13 protein-coding genes are annotated in these 18,042 nt (G+C 56.7%); 2 read left to right on the forward strand and 11 right to left on the reverse strand.

Annotation, left to right across the window (positions count from 1 at the left end; translation table 11 throughout):
• Nucleotides 1-241: 241 nt before the first annotated feature.
• Nucleotides 242-820, reverse strand: coding sequence for an ATP-dependent Clp protease proteolytic subunit (locus IFT84_RS18510; protein ID WP_192122097.1), 579 nt, complete (start codon nucleotides 818-820; stop codon nucleotides 242-244).
• A gap of 180 nt (nucleotides 821-1,000) precedes the next feature.
• On the opposite strand from IFT84_RS18510, the gene IFT84_RS18515 reads away from it, so the two are divergent.
• Nucleotides 1,001-1,570: a HupE/UreJ family protein gene (locus tag IFT84_RS18515; RefSeq protein ID WP_192122098.1), complete on the forward strand. Its 570-nt coding sequence runs from the start codon at nucleotides 1,001-1,003 to the stop codon at nucleotides 1,568-1,570.
• Nucleotides 1,571-1,616: 46 nt separating this feature from the next.
• Here the strand turns inward: IFT84_RS18515 and queF are convergent, their stop codons facing one another.
• The 5 genes from queF to IFT84_RS18540 all read right to left on the reverse strand — a co-directional run bounded on the left by queF (nucleotide 1,617) and on the right by IFT84_RS18540 (nucleotide 10,344).
• Nucleotides 1,617-2,075: a preQ(1) synthase gene (gene queF / locus IFT84_RS18520; protein ID WP_192122099.1), complete on the reverse strand. Its 459-nt coding sequence runs from the start codon at nucleotides 2,073-2,075 to the stop codon at nucleotides 1,617-1,619.
• Nucleotides 2,072-2,986, reverse strand: coding sequence for a cation diffusion facilitator family transporter (locus tag IFT84_RS18525; RefSeq protein ID WP_192122100.1), 915 nt, complete (start codon nucleotides 2,984-2,986; stop codon nucleotides 2,072-2,074). The genes queF and IFT84_RS18525 overlap by 4 nt, the downstream gene beginning before the upstream one ends.
• Nucleotides 2,983-5,172: an anthranilate synthase gene (locus IFT84_RS18530; protein ID WP_192122101.1), complete on the reverse strand. Its 2,190-nt coding sequence runs from the start codon at nucleotides 5,170-5,172 to the stop codon at nucleotides 2,983-2,985. The genes IFT84_RS18525 and IFT84_RS18530 overlap by 4 nt, the downstream gene beginning before the upstream one ends.
• Before the next feature lie 270 nt (nucleotides 5,173-5,442).
• Entirely contained in the window at nucleotides 5,443-7,731 is a 2,289-nt protein-coding gene (locus tag IFT84_RS18535) for a TonB-dependent hemoglobin/transferrin/lactoferrin family receptor (RefSeq protein ID WP_192122102.1), read from the reverse strand.
• Nucleotides 7,732-8,130: 399 nt separating this feature from the next.
• On the reverse strand, nucleotides 8,131-10,344 hold the full coding sequence (locus IFT84_RS18540; protein ID WP_192122103.1) for a TonB-dependent hemoglobin/transferrin/lactoferrin family receptor: 2,214 nt from the start codon (nucleotides 10,342-10,344) through the stop codon (nucleotides 8,131-8,133).
• A 245-nt stretch (nucleotides 10,345-10,589) separates the two neighbouring features.
• Here IFT84_RS18540 and IFT84_RS18545 point away from each other — a divergent pair, with 245 nt between their 5' ends.
• Nucleotides 10,590-11,396: an extensin-like domain-containing protein gene (locus tag IFT84_RS18545; protein WP_192122104.1), complete on the forward strand. Its 807-nt coding sequence runs from the start codon at nucleotides 10,590-10,592 to the stop codon at nucleotides 11,394-11,396.
• Here the strand turns inward: IFT84_RS18545 and IFT84_RS18550 are convergent, their stop codons facing one another.
• Genes IFT84_RS18550 through IFT84_RS18570 form a run of 5 tightly spaced genes read right to left on the reverse strand, consistent with a single transcriptional unit; the run spans nucleotide 11,397 to nucleotide 18,015 of the window.
• Nucleotides 11,397-12,551: a DUF2333 family protein gene (locus IFT84_RS18550; protein WP_192122105.1), complete on the reverse strand. Its 1,155-nt coding sequence runs from the start codon at nucleotides 12,549-12,551 to the stop codon at nucleotides 11,397-11,399.
• A complete protein-coding gene (locus IFT84_RS18555; RefSeq protein WP_192122106.1) occupies nucleotides 12,544-13,845 on the reverse strand; it encodes a DUF6638 family protein in 1,302 nt (433 codons plus the stop codon). The genes IFT84_RS18550 and IFT84_RS18555 overlap by 8 nt, the downstream gene beginning before the upstream one ends.
• A 13-nt stretch (nucleotides 13,846-13,858) precedes the next feature.
• Nucleotides 13,859-15,772, reverse strand: coding sequence for an AAA family ATPase (locus IFT84_RS18560; protein ID WP_192122107.1), 1,914 nt, complete (start codon nucleotides 15,770-15,772; stop codon nucleotides 13,859-13,861).
• A 2-nt stretch (nucleotides 15,773-15,774) separates the two neighbouring features.
• Nucleotides 15,775-16,917 (reverse strand): hypothetical protein, encoded by a 1,143-nt coding sequence (locus IFT84_RS18565; protein WP_192122108.1) that lies wholly within the window; start codon nucleotides 16,915-16,917, stop codon nucleotides 15,775-15,777.
• Between the two features lie 9 nt (nucleotides 16,918-16,926).
• Nucleotides 16,927-18,015, reverse strand: coding sequence for a hypothetical protein (locus IFT84_RS18570; protein ID WP_192122109.1), 1,089 nt, complete (start codon nucleotides 18,013-18,015; stop codon nucleotides 16,927-16,929).
• Between the last annotated feature and the right edge of the window lie 27 nt (nucleotides 18,016-18,042).

Below are 18,042 nucleotides of genomic sequence, written 5' to 3' on the forward strand. Positions count from 1 at the left end.
GGCAACCGCGTGTAAGGCCGAGGAGTAGGAGAGTTGTGAACGCGCGAGACCGCTGCACTGCCGCTTCACGGCGGCGCGCCATCTGGTCCATAAACTGTTCGCGTTTGCTGTTCATGCGCCCATGTCTACAACCGGGATTGCGACCTCGCAAGCCACATTGACACGTTTTCCCGCTTCAAAACGCAAAAGTGCCCGGTTACGTCAGGCGTAACTAGGCATTTTGTAGGGGTTACCAGCAGTTTCAGATATCAGCAGATGACGTGACAATGCGCGAAACCAGACCATAGGTCTTGGCATCTTCGGCCGAGAGCCAGTAGTCACGGTCCGTATCCTTGGCAATCTTCTCGATTGGTTGGCCCGTGGCCTCGGAGAAAATGCGGTTCAGACGCTCATTCATCTTGATGATTTCGCGGGCCTGAATCTCGATATCCGATGCCATACCGCGTGTGCCGCCAGAAGGTTGATGCAACAGGAAGCGCGTATTCTTGAGGCAAATGCGGCGCTCTTTATCGGCTGCAACGAAGATCAACGCGCCAGCGGATGCAACCCAGCCGGTGCCGATGGTCCAGACCTTCGGCTTCACGAACTTGATCATGTCGTGAATGCTGTCACCGGACTCCACATGACCGCCGGGCGAATTGACGAAAATACGAATGTCGTCATCACCGGCAGATGCAAGGGCAACGAGTTGCGAGCAAACCTTCTGCGCCAGTTCCTGCGTGATGGGGCCGTAGATGAAAATGGAGCGCGACTTGAATAGATTCGCTTCTGTTTCCTTGCCCAAAGGCAGTTCTGTTTTCTTGTCTTCTTCGTCGTTCATACGCAACTCTCTCCATTCTAGCGAACCATGTTGCCCATCAGATAATGCCAGTTGCACCAGAAAACAATGCGCCTGTTATCAAGGATTGCATTTGCATCGGCGCTGGACAGCGCAGCAGCCGCATGGCTAAATTGCTGCATCGCAACGATAACAAGAAATCAGCATTTCGAGGGGACCCATATGTTGAAGCGACTATCTCTCACTGCGGCTGTCTTCATGACAGCCAGCGCACCCGCCTTTGCCCATCTTGATCCGGCCGCGCACGGCTCGTTTCTGGCGGGTGTGACCCACCCTTTTTCAGGGCTGGATCATATCCTAGCCATGGTTGCCGTGGGCCTATGGGCAGCGCAGATCAGCGGGCGCGCACTGTGGGCCGTACCGGCTGCCTTTGTCGGCACCATGGCGCTCGGGTTTGGCGCAGCGCTTGCCGGGGTATCCCTGCCCTTTGTTGAACCTGCAATTCTTGCGTCCGTTGTCGCTCTTGGCCTGTTGGTCGCAATGGCAGTCCGTGTGCCCTTGGCGGTAAGTAGCGCTGTCGTCAGCGTCTTTGCGCTGTTCCACGGCTTTGCCCATGGTAGCGAACTGGGAGCTGCGGGCGCGCTGTCCTTTGGCCTTGGCTTTGTGGTCGCCACCGCACTGCTACACGCAGCAGGCATTGGGCTGGGCGTGATGATCGGCACACGCATGGCCCTTTCGCGCATGCTGGGCGCCTTCACGGCGCTGGCCGGTGTCGCCCTGATATTTGCGTGAAGAACAGGTATTGCGGGTAAGCTATGTTGCCCGCAATACCCTCATCCTAACCCCGCCCGCGATAGGGCTGCACGCCCTGATCCGGCAACCAGACGCCAGCCGGGGCCTCTCCGGTCTGCCAGAACACGTCAATGGGAATACCACCGCGCGGGTACCAGTAAGCACCGATGCGCAGCCATTTTGGCTGCAACAGGGCCACCAGCGTCTTGGCAATTTCAATCGTGCAATCCTCGTGGAAAGCCCCGTGATTGCGGAACGAATGCAGATAAAGTTTCAGCGATTTGGATTCGACCAGAAATGCGTCCGGGATATAGTCGATCACAATATGTGCAAAGTCCGGTTGGCCGGTCATGGGGCAAAGGGATGTGAATTCCGGTGCGGTGAAGCGCACGACAAAATCGGTTCCCTGATTGCCGCTTGGCACCTTTTCGAGAATCGCCTGTTCCGGGCTCTGCGGTTGCTCGACATTTTTGCCGAGCTGGGAAAGACCTGACACGTCTGTCATGGGGTATTGTCCTCAAATGCTACACGAATTCCATGGGCTTTTTCGGTTTCAGGCTCCACGTGAATGGCAACCTGTGCACCCGGATGCACGGCCTTGATGGCGTCTTCCAGCCGGTCACAAATGGCATGCGCATCGCCCACGGGCATGGCATGCGGCACGACCAGATGAAAATCAACAAAAATCACGGACCCGCCCTGCCGGGTCTTGAGGTCATGCACATTCAGCGAGCCGGTGGCATTGGTGGCGATGGCCTGACGAATTTCGGCGTCCTCCTCCGGCGTTATCGCGCCGTCCATCAACCCGGACACCGAATGGGAGATAACCTTCCATCCCTGATACAGAATATTAACCGCGACGATGACCGCCAGAAGCGGATCAAGCACCGCGTAGCCTGTCCATAGTGCCAGTATCAAACCAACGAGCACGCCGACCGATGTTACCACATCCGACCAGATATGCTGGCCATCGGCGGTCAGGGCCGGTGAGCGATACCGCTTTCCGGCACGGATCAAAACAAAGGCCCAGACGGCGTTGATGACGCCCGCGCCAAAGTTGATGGCGATACCCAGAACAGGCGCTTCCGGCAGCACGGGATTGAGAATGGCCGGTGCGGCCTCCATGATGATGAGTAGCGCCGCCACGACAATCAGCACGCCTTCGACCACGGCCGACAGATATTCTGCCTTGTGGTGTCCGAAGGGATGCGAATCGTCGGCCGGTTTTGCCGCATACCCGATCACCACAAACGCGATGACCGCTGCCACCACATTGACAGTGGATTCCAGACCATCCGATAGCAAAGCCACGGACCCCGTGACCCACCACGCCACCAGTTTCAACCCCATGACACCGAGCGCCAGCGGAATGCTCCAGAAGGCCAGCCGCTGGGCGTTGTTGCGCGGCGAGGTCATGCCCGGTTTGACTTTCCGCGACGGGCCAGATGCGCCACTACGTTTTCAATCATGCGCATACCGGCATCACCGCCGAGTGACATGATCGATTCCGGGTGAAACTGCACGGCGGCAACGGGCTCGTTCACATGCTCAAAGCCCATGATCGTGCCATCCTCGCTTTCAGCAGTGATGGTGAATTCATTCGGCAGGGTCGAGGGATCAGCGAAAATTGAGTGATAACGACCGACCGTGACTTCCTTACCCAGCCCCGAAAACACGATTCCCGGCTCCATGATGCGGATGCGCGACGGCTTGCCGTGCATTGGCACGGCCAATTGCCGCAAATTTCCGCCATAGGCTTCAGCCAGCGCCTGCAAACCGAGGCAGACGCCGAAAACCGGCAGAGAACGGCTGCGCGCCTTTTTGATGGTCGCCTTGCAATCGAAATCCTTCGGCATGCCGGGTCCAGGTGATAGAACCACGAGATCCGGGTCGACCCGATCGAAAATTTCCTCCGGCACCGGCGTGCGCACCGTTGTGACGGTTGCCCCGGTCTGGCGGAAATAGTTGGCCAGTGTGTGGACGAACGAATCCTCATGGTCGATCAGCAGAATCTTCACACCAACCCCGACCGATGACACGTCGCGGGAGGCCTTGTCGGCGTTGCCGGATTTTGCATCGCGAATGGCAGCAATCATGGCGGATGCCTTCAGTTCGGTTTCGGCTTCTTCTTCCTGCGGGTCGGAGTCGTTCAGAAGCGTAGCCCCTGCCCGCACCTCTGCAATACCGTCCTTGATGCGAATGGTGCGCAGCGTCAGCCCTGTGTTCATATCACCGTTGAAGCCAACCATGCCGATAGCACCACCGTACCATTGGCGCGGACTCTTTTCATGCCCCTCGATGAAGCGCATCGCCCACAGCTTCGGCGCGCCGGTGACCGTAACCGCCCAGGCGTGCGACAAAAACCCGTCAAACGCATCCATATCGTCACGCAAACGGCCCTCAATATGATCCACCGTGTGGATCAGGCGCGAGTACATTTCGATCTGGCGACGACCAATGACCTTGACGGAACCCGGCTCACACACCCGGCTCTTGTCGTTGCGGTCCACATCCGAGCACATGGTCAGCTCGGATTCGTCCTTCTTGGAGTTCAGCAGCTTCAAGATCTGCTCGCTATCGGCAATCGGGTCCGCACCGCGCTTGATCGTGCCGGAAATCGGGCAGGTTTCGATCCGGCGACCGGATACGCGCACAAACATTTCCGGCGATGCGCCGACCAGATATTCCTGATGACCAAGATTGATAAAGAACGAGTACGGTGACGGATTAATATCCTTCAACCGCTTGGAAATCTCGGATGGCTTGCTGTCGCAACGTTCATAGAATTTTTGCCCCGGCACCACCTCGAACAGATCCCCGCGGCGGAAGCTTTCCTTGGCCTTGGTCACAAGCTCGGCATATTCACCCCGGCGATGGTCGCCTTTCGGCGGGGTGATATCGGATTTGATAAAGGGTTCCGGCGCAATCTCGCCGTCGCGGCCCTCCGTGGTCTGGCCGTTCAGCGCGTAATCGTAGCGGTCCACCCACGCTTTGGCCGCATGATGATCCACCACCAGAATTTCATCGGGCAGGAACAGCACCATGTCGCGCTGGTCATCGGGCCGTTTCAGTTTCATGTCGATGGCATCGAACTGGAAGGCCAGATCGTAGCCGAAGGCACCGTAGAGCCCGAGCGCTGAATCCTCTTGCGAGTAAAACAGGTCAGTCACCGCGCGCAGCACCGTGAAAACCGTCGGCATTTTGGAACGCTCTTCCTCCGTAAACACGCGGGAGGGCGGATTGATCGTCACATCCAGACGCCGTGCGTCCTGCGCTCCGAGTGTAATATCGGTAACCGTTTTAAGCTTGTCGGCGATGAAGGTCAGCAGAACTTCGCCCCGCGCATTGTAGGCTTCGATCCAGAGTGCACGACCGAAGGAGGAAATACCGAGCGGCGGATCGACGATGGCAGTGTCCCAGCGGGTGTAGCGGCCCGGATACTCATAGTTTGAAGAGAAAACGGCACCGCGCCGCTCATCGAGCTTATCCACATAGCTTGAGATGGCCTGCGCATAGTCTGCGCTGCGCCTGCGCCGCGTAATGGCGATACCACCGCGCGTTTCATAGCTCTGTGCGATGGTATCCTGACTGCTCGTAACCATTTCCAACTCCGCTTGGTCGAAGCCCCTGTTTCACCCGGCGCCTTCACAACAAAAAAGCCGCCTTGAAACGAAGGGCGGCTTGTTGTCTGCTGACACGCATGACGGTGCAAGGCCGCTTAAAAGCGAACCCACCACCAGACGAGAGCATTGCGTGTATGTTCCATGGCGAAACTGTTAGCGTGGTGCCGTTACTTTCGCAAGCGAGCCAGTACCACTTTCTATGGTGAGCCCATAAAAAAAGGGCCGCTCATGGCGGCCCTTTGAGTTAGGTTAAAACCGCTGCGTCAGCGAAACCTTGAAGCTGCGGCCCGGCTCCGTATAGAACTGGTCGGCCTGCCCCCCGCCACCGCGCACGTTGACGTAATCGTAATAGGCTTTGTCGAACACGTTGTAGACACCCGCGTTGATTTTCAGACCCTTGAACTGCTCGGGCTCGTACCAACCCGTCAGGTCGACGAGGCCGTAACCCGGTGTCTTGAAGTACGACTTCGTGCCCGGAGATGTGGCCGACGGTTGAGCGCTGTATGTCGTCTGTCCCCGCGACGCTTTGACCGCGATCCAGTCAAGGCTGACGCCCCACTGCTCCTGATTGTAATCGACCCCCAAAACGCCCTTCATAGGCGCAACGGATTGCAGGAATTCGTCCGTATCGAGATTTTCACCCTTGGCATAAGACAGGCTACCGCGCAGACGAATGCCGTTGTCGAAGCTCTTATGCGCTGCGATTTCGGTGCCGTAGATGCGGGCGCGGCGAATGTTGTAATAGCTGGAAATGCCGCCCTGACGATAGTTGCTCAGGCTATAGCCCAACGCGTTCGCCTGTGCCTCGGTCAGGCTATAGGTATCGATGAAGTCGTGATAGCGATTGTGGAAGACGCTGACGCGACCGCCAAAATTCTCGTCGCCGAGATTGGCACCCACGTCGAAGCCATTACTGGTCTCGGCTTCGAGATTCGGATTACCGATGCGCAGATAGGTGCCGGGACCGCCGAACGTACTGTAGAGTTCACCAGCAGTCGGGGCCCGGAAGCCCATTGCCCATTGACCGTAGAGTTCCACGGCATTGGTCGGCGTGTAGGACAGGCGCAGCTTTGGCGAAATGGCCGTATCGCTGGTATCACCGGGAAGTGCGGGATTATTGCTGTTGGCTTCGTAGGCAGCCGTCGTCTTTGGATTGCGCTCGTACCAGTCAAACCGCACACCCGGCGTCAGCACAAATCCACTTTGCCCCAACGCAATTGCGTCATCGAGGTAAAGGCCAATCTTGTTGCTTTCCACGCGCGGCGTGTCCGCCTGGTTGGAGTGCAGGTTGGCGCAAGCGGTAAAGCCTGCTGGGTAGCTGCCATTGGCGAGTGGTGCCGGGCAATTGTCCGTACCGCGCGAATATTGATTGACGGTGCTGTGGGCCAGATCAAAGCCGAACGTAAACCGATGGGAGAGATTGCCGGTATCGATCGTCTTTTCCACCGAGCCAATCAGGCCATAGGTTTTTTCCGAATAAGTATTGTAGCGCGTGATAGGCCCCACAACGCTCGTCGAGCGATAGCCGTTATAACCTGTCGCACGCGAAACATCCTGCCAGTACAACGAGGCGGCTGCGGCATCGAACAGGCTATCGTCACTTTCGGACGTAAAAGCATAGTCCAGCGACAACCGCTTGCGTTCGCTGTCTTCAATCGTGGTGTAGTCGCCGGGGCGATAGTTTCCGGTAAGGGACTGGTTGATGAGCGAATCCGTCGTACGGTCGCGGGCAAACCGTTCGGCAGTCAGGCCGAACATATGTCCACCGTCAGCCAGATGACGGATTTTGAAAAGCAGATCATGCTGGTCGAAGTCCGAAGGGTTCGGCTCTGTTCGAAATGCACCATAGCCGCCAACTGTTCCCTCATTGCGGGTCTCGCTGCCGTTGCGGTAAGCACCTTGAAACAGCACGGAGGTCTGGCCAAAACGCTTGGCAATGGCTGCCGACGGCGTGAAGCTGCTATCGGATCCATCATAGATGAACTTGGCAATACCGCCCCAGTCGCGACCGTCTTTGATGAGGTCTTCCGGTTCCAGCGTCCGCAATGCCAACACACCGCCCAGAGCGCCACTCCCCGCCCGGCTGGAATCACTGCCACGAACCACATCGACAGCCGAAAGCGTTGTAAAATCAAACGTATCGACGCCGCCGCTGGCGCTTCTGGTTGCATCCGACAGGTACGGTAACGGAATTCCATCGATGGTCGTCAGAACCCGGCTTCCTTCCAGCCCGCGAATGTTGACCGAACCGTTGGTGCGATTGAAGTAGACACCGGGCTCAAGCGAGCGTCCAAGATCGGAGATCGACTGGACCTGCTTGTCCTCAATTTCCGTCTGCGTGACGGTGCTTGCCAGCGGCGTATCAGAAACACCGAGGCGGGCACCCTTCACGTTCAGTTTTTCAAGAACGGCTGGCTCGCCTTCCTGTGTGGTGGTTTGTGTAGATGGCGCAGTGGCAGTTTGCGCGTGTACCCACAGCGTTGAGACAAAGAAAGCCGAGCACGCCAATAGGGCCGCGCGAGAGCGTCGGAGAGACATGGTTCATCCTTATGATCAGATGCCTTGCTGGCTGCGAACGCAATCGGTGGCTGGCTGGGCGATTTACCCTATTTTTTTAAGGGTTATGATTATGGGATTAGAAAACATGATGAAAATTGTCAATAAAAACTAATGGGTTTTTTTACCGGTATGATTGGCTTGAATATGCCGTTGCAAATTTGCCACAAGCCACGCGTGTCAGCTAGAGCATAATCCGACCGGAGCGACGCGAGGATCGAAAAGATTATGCTTACAAATAAATGACTTAGAGCGCCGATCTGATTCAATCAGATCGAATAGCGCTCTAACAAAAAAGCCGCCTCAACGTGAGGCGGCTTTTTTGTGCGTATACGCGAGGGTAGCGGGCAACCTTCGTCACCCGTCACCGGTCTTCATTCATTAAAACTGTTTTGCGATTGAAACCTTGAAGGTGCGGCCCGGCTCGGAATAGTAGGATCTTGGCTGGGTTGAGGAGCGAGTCAGATCCAGGTCGCGCAGGTTCAACCCGTTGTAGTACTCCTTGTCGAATACGTTATAGACTCCGCCCTGAACCTTCAAACCGGCAAATTTGGCTGGCGTCCACCATGCGGTCAGATCAACGACCCCGTAACCGGGTGCATCGAACGTGGTCGGTTTCTGGTCATTGTTGACATTGGCAGCGGCAACGAGCGACGCGTCGGCACCCCATTCATCCGCGCGGTAACCAACGCCGACAATAGCCTTGACCGGAGCCACATCACGTCTGCGCACGCGTGTGTCAGTATTTAGACCGCTGGCATAGGCAATTGCACCGTGAAGGTGGATACCGTTCTGGAAGGTCTTGTAGGCGTTGACCTCAAGTCCGGAAATACGCACGTTGTTAACGTTGAAGTTGCGCATCTCGCTAATGCCGTTAACGGTGGACGTTTTCCGATCAATGAAGTTGTCGTATTTGTTGTAGAAGAATGCGGCGCGACCGCCTGTATCCTCGTCACCGATATTGGCGCCGGCCTCGATACCATACCCCGTTTCGGGCTCCAGCTCCGGATTGCCAATTGACGCGTATTTCTGTCTTTCATTGTAGAACACACCGTAGAGCTCATCGACGGTTGGCGCTCGAAACGCAGTGGAAACCTGCGTGAAAAGCTGTACGCCCGGGTTGAGATCGTACGTGAACAGCACCTTGGGCGAAATGCGGAAACCATCCGTGCTGCCCGGCAGGCCGAATTGACGGCGGGCCGGATTGTTTGAAAATCCGCTGGACTCTTTTGGCTCATAACGGAACCAGTCGAAGCGAACACCCGGCGTGACCGCAAAAGCTGAATTGCCGATGCTGATCCTGTCATTAATGGACAGACCGAGCTTTACCGTATCGACCGTTGAAACTTCGGACTGGTTGGCAACCCTTGGGCAGGTCGTCGGCGTGGGGCAAACGCCAGCGGTAAACTGGGTCCAGTCACCAAACGCTGCATCGTAGGCAACGGTCAGAGCGTGCGTATAGCCGCCGAGATCGAAGCCCTTTTCTGCCGATCCGACAACACCGAAGGTGCGGTTTTCAGCCTCATTATCGCGCCCATAGGCAGCCCCACTATTCTCTGTTCCGACCGCACCGGATGAGCGGCGCAGTTTCTGCCAGTAGATTGAGGTCTGAATGGAATCGATCAGGGAATCCGTCGCCGGGGACTGGAAGTCATAATCAAGCGATACGCGGTCCCGGTCTCGCTCTTCAAACGTTTTAAAATTACCTGTTTTGTAGCTTCGACCCGATCCTTGGTCAGTCCTTTGATCCGTGTCGATATCACGGCGGAAGCGCTCGGCCGTCACTCCGATACGATGGCCACCTTCCAAATCCTGACGGACTTTGAACAAAACGGAACGCTGGTCGAGATCCGTTGGATTGGGCTCGGTACGCAACGCGCCATAGCCTCCAACAGTGCCTTGGCTGCGTCGTTCACTTCCGTTTTTGTAGCTCGTCTGTAGCAATACGGACGTATTGGAAATTTTCTGCGCGTAGGCAGCAGAGCCGAGGATGCTGCTATCCTCGTAATCATACGTGGATTTGAGCAATGCGCCCCACGTCTTGTTGCCGAAGATCAGATCTTCCGGTTCCAGCGTGCGAAGCGAGACCGTGCCCGCAAGTGCGCCCGATCCGACACGGCTGGAATCGGCGCCACGGATGATATCAAGGGAAGATAGCCCCTCGAAATCGAATTGATCACTGCCGCCATTGGAATTGGTAGCAGAAAATGCCCCACTGCGAGCATCGTTCGAAAGGTAAGGTATCGGAATACCATCAATCACGGTCAACACGCGTGCCCCGGACAGACCACGGATATTGAAACCATTGTCGAGTCTGGAATAATTCACGCCCGGGTCAAGCGTACGGCTGATGTCGTCTACCGCTGTTACCTGATTGGCATCCAATTGCGAACGCGTTGCCGAGGTGGCAAGCGGAGTATTGGCAAGACCGACGCGGCCCCCTTTTACATTAACCTTATCAAGGACGGCAGCCTCACCTTCCTGTGTGCCGGATTGCCTGGATGACGGGTTGACTGTTTGCGCTTGCACCAGAGTCACGGAGACAAAGACAGCAGAGCACGCCAATAGGGCCGCGCGAGAGCGTCGGAAAGACATGGTTCTTCCTTTTGATCAAAAGGCCTTGCTGGCTGGCGAATGCACTCGGTGGCTGGCTGGGCAAATTTACCCTTATTAGAGGGTATTAGAAACTCATTATAAAGCATGACATATTTTGTCAACAATAACGGAGGTGTTGCATGCATGGGCTTACGGACAGCTTATAAACGTTGCCGAATTGACACAAACCATCACCTGAACAGAATGGAGGCTGGTGCGTTGTAGGATGACTACAGGGGATTTCCATGATCAAACGCGCGTGCATCAGCTTGCTCTCTGTCGGCCTTCTTTCAGGGGCATCGCTTCCCGAAGCAGGGCCGGTGCCGGAGAAAAAACCGGAACCGAAGGTTGAGCGGAAAGTTCCTAACGCGCCTAAACCCGAGTCGAGCCCCAAGTCCGAACCAGAGGCTGAGAGCACGAAACCCACCGTGATTCCGGAAGCAACGAAACCGCCTGCGGACCCGAATGCGGGCGCGAAGGTTGAGCCTGAAGATGAAAAGGCGCTAGCATCCTGCATAGATGAGTTGAAAAGCATGGGCGCGGAGTTTGAGACTGCCCCACGGATTGATGATGGCAACGGATGTGGCATCGACAAACCGTTGATCGTCAAATCCGTATCACAATCCGTCAAGCTTTCGCCCGCAGGCACAATGCGCTGCGAGACAGCGCTGGAACTCGCCCGCTGGATGCGCGACTCCGTTGCACCTGCCGCGCAAACAGCCATGGAAAAGGAGGGTGGTGTCACCACCATCAATCAGGCGTCGGCCTATGTCTGCCGACTGCGCAACAATGCCGCGACCGGCAAAATCTCCGAACATGCACGCGGAAATGCCGTGGATATTGCCTCATTCACGTTCAAAAGCGGCCTGACGGTCGCCATCCAGCCGCGAGAAGAAGATTCGACCTTGGTCGGAGCCTTTCAGCGCGCCGTGACCGCCACTGGCTGTCTGTATTTTTCCACGGTTCTGGACCCCACCAGCGATGAGGCCCACGAAAACCACCTGCATTTTGATGTCATCGAACGCAAAGGCGGCTATCGTTACTGCCGGTAATTAACGAGCCAATACATCCCGCATTTCCACAAGGTTGGACCGCACCCGAAGAATGTAAAAGCCCATGGTCGACAGGTGCGTCGGCATGATCCAGCCATCTTCGCGGCCATTGGAAATGATCGTCGGCTGAATGCGCAGCGAAGCCTGCAACTGCTTCAGTGTTTCATCAAACAATGGCTTCAAACCACGTTGGGTGACGACGCCCTCAAAGTCTGCGGCGGAGGCAGCCAACACGCCATAATAGCCGTAAAGCTGCCCGTAAGCGAACCAGAACCGATCATCGGCGCGCGCGTCGAACCAGCCGCCATTGTAGTTTTCCGAGCGTTCGCGGATAATGGCGGATGTGTTGCCGAGATCGTTTGCGATGCGGTCGATAAACTCCACAAGGTTGTCTGAGCGACCATCGAAAATGGCTTCGCATTTTACCAGCGATGTGTTGAACGCCCGCAGATTGTTCATTGCGGCGCGGTAGTAGCTTGGGCTTGGCGATTTGGGACCAAAGGGCTGGAAGCCGAAATACCAGGTCGATTCATCAAACTGCATATTGCCGCGCGCGCTCTGCAAATCGGCATTGATGCCCGATGTGCCGCGCACACGACCCAGCGAATCCACCAGTTCCACCGAGGTCCGGCGTATGGCCTGATTTACACCGCGCTGAAAGGATGCCTTATTGTCCATCCACGGCGTGTCGTCCCAGTCCATGCCGAACAGGCCAAGTTTGTAGAGCAGCATGGAGGAAACCCACGCATTCTGGTTGACGTTGAGGTCAATCAGGTCTGCCGCCACATCCACGATTGCCGAGCGCTCGCAGGTGGCCGCCGGTGGTGCCTCAACGGGGGCGCCCGGTTCCGTTACGGCATTAACGGCAACGTTCAGCGGCAGGCCTGCGGCGCGCTTGCGCGCTTCCAGATTGTAAGAGTTGACGTAGTCGGGGCTGAAACCCGCCCACCACTGGGTTTGCCAGATGAAGTAACCGTAAAGCCCGACAAACAACAATACAATGAAACCGGCAACCGCCTTGATGACAAAGCTTTTGCTGACCACCCACGCATAGAGCGCCGCAAACGGCCAGATCAGCCAGGATATGAACAGGCCGATGCCACGGCCAAGACCGCGAAAGATTTTCTCAAAAAACGCCGCGATCGGGTTAAGCATCAGTGGTATCCCCTGTAATTCCGTAGAGACGGCGGCGGAAGTCCGCCTTGTCTTTCAAGTACGTGTTGGTCAGCGTTGCGACGACGTAGGCACGAAATGGTTCGCTATACGCTTCATAAGCAATATAAAAGCCCTGCTTGTCAAAGACAAAGCGCGACACGAAATCCTGTGGCACCAGTTCCGATATCAGCCGGTTGGTCAGCCATTGATCAGGATGGTCGGGTGCTGCCCGCACCAGCGCAAACCGCCTGTCCGGTGCTACATCTGCCAGGCGGATGGCGCCATCATTGGCGATCTTGCGGATCATTTCCTGCAAAAACGGATAGAGCCCGTCCTGCGCCAGAAGACCCGCATTGCGGTGCATCCAGGTTTGCAGCCAAATCCGGTCCACATTGGCCAGATCGATTTCCGGATTGGTGCGCGCAATCAGCCCGCGCAGCACCATATCGGCGCGGTGACGATACAGGCTGGATGCCTCCACCCAGGATTTGCGCGGCAGGTCCAGCCGCCCGGTGGAACTTAAAAATTCAAATATGCGGGTGTGATCGCCAATGCCAATATAGCTCACCTGCCATGGCCGGGAGCGCCGGAACCCCGGCGTGGCCGGGTCGCAGATCACGGTGGTATTGCCGCCATCCAGAAACACATAGACACCGCCGAAATGATTGGCCCAATAGGCCTGATGGCGAAACATCAGCTGGTCCGGCACCAGCGCATTCTGGCGAATATCGCCCGTGATTTTGGCAAGTTCCACCATGCGGTTCAGCATGTCGTCATTGGCCCAGGCATTGGGCACCGTTTGCAGCCGGTCCACCAGCTCCCGCAGTTCGGAAGCCTTGCCGAGCATATCCTCGGCGGACAGCACACGGAACTGCACCTCATTGATGGACAACAGATCGTCGATGGAATTGACCACCGACACCGAGTCCTCGATCTCGCCATAGAGGGCATCGCGGATGGTTACGGCATTGATCGCGCGTCGATTGGCATTGAAGAACTCGTGCATCAAACCGGCAGTATTGGAAAAGCTTGTATGCACCACGGGCAGATTTTCCTGCTCCGGCGTCAGGATGATGAACCGGCGATTAATCCGGTTGGGATCAAGATAATCGCGGTCTGACAGTTCCGCAGCGATTTCGGGAGAAAACCCGGTCATATCGATGCGGAAAGCCTCCAGCCTGGTTGCGGGCAAACCAAAACCCGCCAGCGCCTTGTTGTAGCGCGCCACCAGATGCGGCTCGGTAATATCCAGCAGACGGCCATAGATCAGTTCAGCTTCGCTCAAGCGGTCCATCAGGCGTCAATCCTCATAAATTCCACCGCCCGTCACGCTTCATAGCCTCCATTTGCACCAGCGCCTTTTCCCGCTGGCGTTCGCGCCGCAAAATATCGTCAATCGCCGCCGCATCGGATTTGTCGGAATAGCGGAACTCGCTGTCGGCGTATCGGTTGATTTCCTGCAGCACCATCTCAATGGTGATCGGACCGCGCAGCGCTTCAATCATGGCTTTCTTGTCGTCATAGCTTTTGTGCAGGAAGACCTCCGGCGTGGCAAACCATTCATCCGGCAGATCCACATCCATGGCCCGCATCTTGATCGCATCAGTAATGTTCTTGATGGCGCGGCCGGTAAACCGTGGTTCCACCTCGCGAATGCGGTGGAGATAGGCTCCGATATCCGCAAGCGTTTCTATTCTGCCGTGATCGGCACCGAAACGCTCCCAGACTTTCAAAAGCCCCTCCTCCTGCGGGCGCTCGTGCGCCGCATAGGACTGGGTAACAGCTTTGCGGATTTCCTGATTGGCCAGAAGCGCATGATCGCCAAGCGGTATCTGATGGCGCTTGCCGATCAACACCGAGAAAATATCGATGTAATCATCCTCGCTCTGCGGACCGTCCACCAGCCAGCGGGCACCGGCGCGCTGACGCAGGGCGTCATCCACATTTTCAGGATAGTTCGAAAACATGCCGAAGGCGCAGTTGCCGCGCACCACCGTGGAGGCTCCGGCAAAGCTCTCCATCAACACGGCGGTTACCTCGTGCTGACCGGATGAGGCCCGATCATCGGAGCGTTTGGCCGCAACCTGATCCACATCGTCAATCGTGCCGAAACCGATGACACGCGGGTTCATGATAGTGTTGACGAAGGCCTTGCAGTTCTGCCCGGATTTACCCTGATAGGAAGAAATCTGATCGACGCCGAAATTCTCATAGTGAAATTCATAGCCCGCAATCGCGCAGTAATCGTTGAGCAGGCCAGCAGTCATCTGGATCAGCATGGTTTTGCCCGTACCGGGCATGCCATCGCCGATGAAGGTGAAGAGAAAGCCGCCAAGCTCCACGAAGGGGTTCATCTGGCGGTCGAAATCATAGGCCATCAGCATTTTAGCGAGTTTGAGCGCCTGATACTTGGCGATGTGATTGCCGACAATTTCCTCCGGTTTTTTGAAGGTCATGGCAAGCGGTTTGGATTTGCGCGATGGTGCGGCGTCGAACCCGTCCAGCGTGAAATCATCCTGATCCAGCCGAATATGGACATTGTCAAACGTCGCAAGGCTAGTGAAACGTCCCTTGCGGGCCAGCAAAGCTTCAATGGTGTCACGGGCAAACGCCCGTGTGCGCTGGATGAGCACGGTATCATCGGCTGCGTTCGCCAAGGCCCGGTCCAGTCCCGAAATGGCGGATTTCAAAGCGTCCTGCGGCGTATCGAAGTTGAAATCCGTCTCCTTGCTCTCGTCGCTTGCGTCCTCGCCGCTTAGCGTGGCGGCCAGATAGGCGGCAAACGTAAAAGCCGCCACATAGGCGGAGGACGACAACAGCGCCCTGTACTCGGTTGCAGCTTCACCGGCCAAAGGGGAAGTTGCATTCTTTGCCTGCAAGGCTTCCAGCGCCGTCTGGCGGGCAAACACATCGCTCACCGCCAGGGCTACCTGCAAGCCGCGCCGTGTGCGGTAGGCAACGCTGTGTTGCGCGGGCGACAGCAACGGATCGCTGGTGGAAGCCCCTTGAATGGTCTTGATCAGTTCCACATCTCGCGTGCGCCGCGCACCTGTGGTGGAAACAGGGGAAACGAAGCGACGGCCCGTACCGGCTATGGCCGTGCCGTTGCTGCTCTCGTCCTTTTCCAGCAAGACCACGCGTGTCACAAGGCTTTGCGCCACAGTCAGATGCCGGGCAATGTCGTCTTCTCGCAGCGTGGTCAGGCCTGCATTGAGCGTCATGGTCAAACCTCGCTGATAACCTGATTGCCGGAAATAACATGCACCTTGTAATCGCCGAAGACGGACGCCGCATCGCCGGAGGCATAAAGCGCCTGATAGGCATCATGCGGCACCAGTGCATGTTTCTCGTAGGAACTGACGCCCATGCGCACCGCTTCCAGATCACCGGTTTCAATGTGAAATTCTTCAGCACCGGGAGTGGAGTTGAAGAAGCCCCGCACGGGCGCACGCTCGGCCTTGGAAAACACCTCTTGAACCGTCCATGTCAGCAACCACGCATTCTCGCTTTTGCGGACCTTGGACAAAATGTCGTTGATGCGGCGGTTGTTTTCGGTAATCCCGGCACAATAGAACGGCCCCAGCACCACACGACGCACCTGCTTGGGGTGCAGTTCGGGAAAATCCCGGTCCATATTGGTCGCGACCGTTACCGGCGTCAGCGAATACGAACTGTTGCGCGTGACGAACTCATCGAAGGCCCCGGCCAGTTGCGGGTTCAGCAGACCACCCACAGGCAGCGGAATGCGCACATCCGGGTTCAAACCGCCACCCGCTGTTACCAGCATATGGCCAAGATTTTCCGAGGAATCTTCCACTGTGGCGATGTAGACCATTGGTAGCGTTTGGGTGCCATCAAACGCACCCCAATGGACCACGCAGGACGGTCGCTTGGTTTGCGGATTGACGCTGACGCGGATGGTTTCAGGCAGAACAATCGGCGAGAAAATATCTCCCTTGCCGATCTGCTCCAGATACAGGCGCTCGGCCATGCGCGCCTGCAGGGCCGTGGGAAACTCCCGCACCCGCAGGATGTAATCGACCATGTCAATGCGAAGGCTCGGCGCATCCGGCAGCGCCGCCAGCCGTTCCTCCGCCGTGCCCCGGTCATTTTCCAGCTCCAGCACATTTTGAAACACAGGCAAGCCGCTTTCCGCCCGTGAGATGCGAAACTGGTCGACAAACCCGATGCGGTTTTGCCAGCACGACAGAGACGCCTTCAACCGTTCCAGATACGGGGTCAGCACCTCGCCGAGAAGACCGTTCGGCTCACTGGCGAGGTAGACTTGCAGGCCGTTAAAGGCCGCCCGTACACTGGAAAAATACTGCGCAACGGCAGCATTGTGAAAGGCCGACGTATTTTCCAAAATGCCGACCTACTGCTTGACGTAGTTGGATGTCTGGTGCTTTTCGATAACCGCCTTGAACCGGCGGGCAAACGCATCATCAGCCAATTGCTTGCGCCGCTGAATATCCTGTGTGGCCACCATGTTCTTCTCGTGCATTTCCAGGAGATCACCGATATGGCGCTGGGCGGCAGAGCCGATTCCGGCCATGGTTTCCTCTGCCGCCGTGTCCACCTGACTGCCAAGCGTGTTGATCTTGTGCGCCACGTCCTGCTGCGCTGCCGTCTTCAACGAGTCTTCCAGCGCCTTGTAGAGCACGATGCGCTGCTCGGTATCGATGGTCAGCTTGTTGATCAGCGTGTTTTGTGCGGCGATCTGGTTGTTGAGAGAATCGACAAAGGTCTGGAACATAGACGTGTAGCGTTCCAGTGTCTGGCTTTCGGCCAGCAGTTCCTGCTCCTTGGCCTGACGCTCGTTATACTCCGTGGCAAGCTGGGATCGCTCGCCCTCAAGCTGCGCCCGAGTCAACTGATCGGTGGAGGCGGCAATACGGTTTTCAATATCCAGCAGTTGCGGGTTCAGCTCGTTGATGCGCGTCTGCGTGTCCGTCAGCGCGGTCATCGTGCCCTTGCGCCGCTCGATCACGGCCATCAGGCTGTGTTCGGACTGCTTGTAGCGCTGGTCCAAAATGGCTTTCTGCTCCCGCAACAGGCCGACAATCGTATCGGATTTCGCCAGCAATTCCTGTAGATTGCCCGCCAGCGACATGTTGCGCACGCGGTCTGTACGCAGGCGCTGGGCCTTCTGCTTGGAAAAAATGCCAACGAACTTTTCGTAACCGGAATAGGTCTTCATGCTCTCGAATTCGGAGCCGAACACATTGGTCGCATCTTCCAGCCCGATGATGAGATCGGCAATATTGGCCTCCATCACCTTCTGCTGCTTCAACACGTCCTGAATACGGGCGTTTTCGATGTCGAAATTGGCATCGCCAATCTGCGTATCGGCCTTGGCAAACTGGTCCAGAACCTTGCCGGACTGTTCCAGCTTGCCACGCATGTCGTTGACGACCGTGCGGGTCTTTTCAATCTCGCTGTCAAACTGCTGAAGTGTCGCCATGCCGTAAAACTCCCCGTTTTTTACTTT

Origin of the sequence: Rhizobium sp. CFBP 8762 (genome assembly GCF_014841565.1) — a bacterium.
Taxonomy (GTDB): Bacteria; Pseudomonadota; Alphaproteobacteria; order Rhizobiales; family Rhizobiaceae; genus CFBP-8762.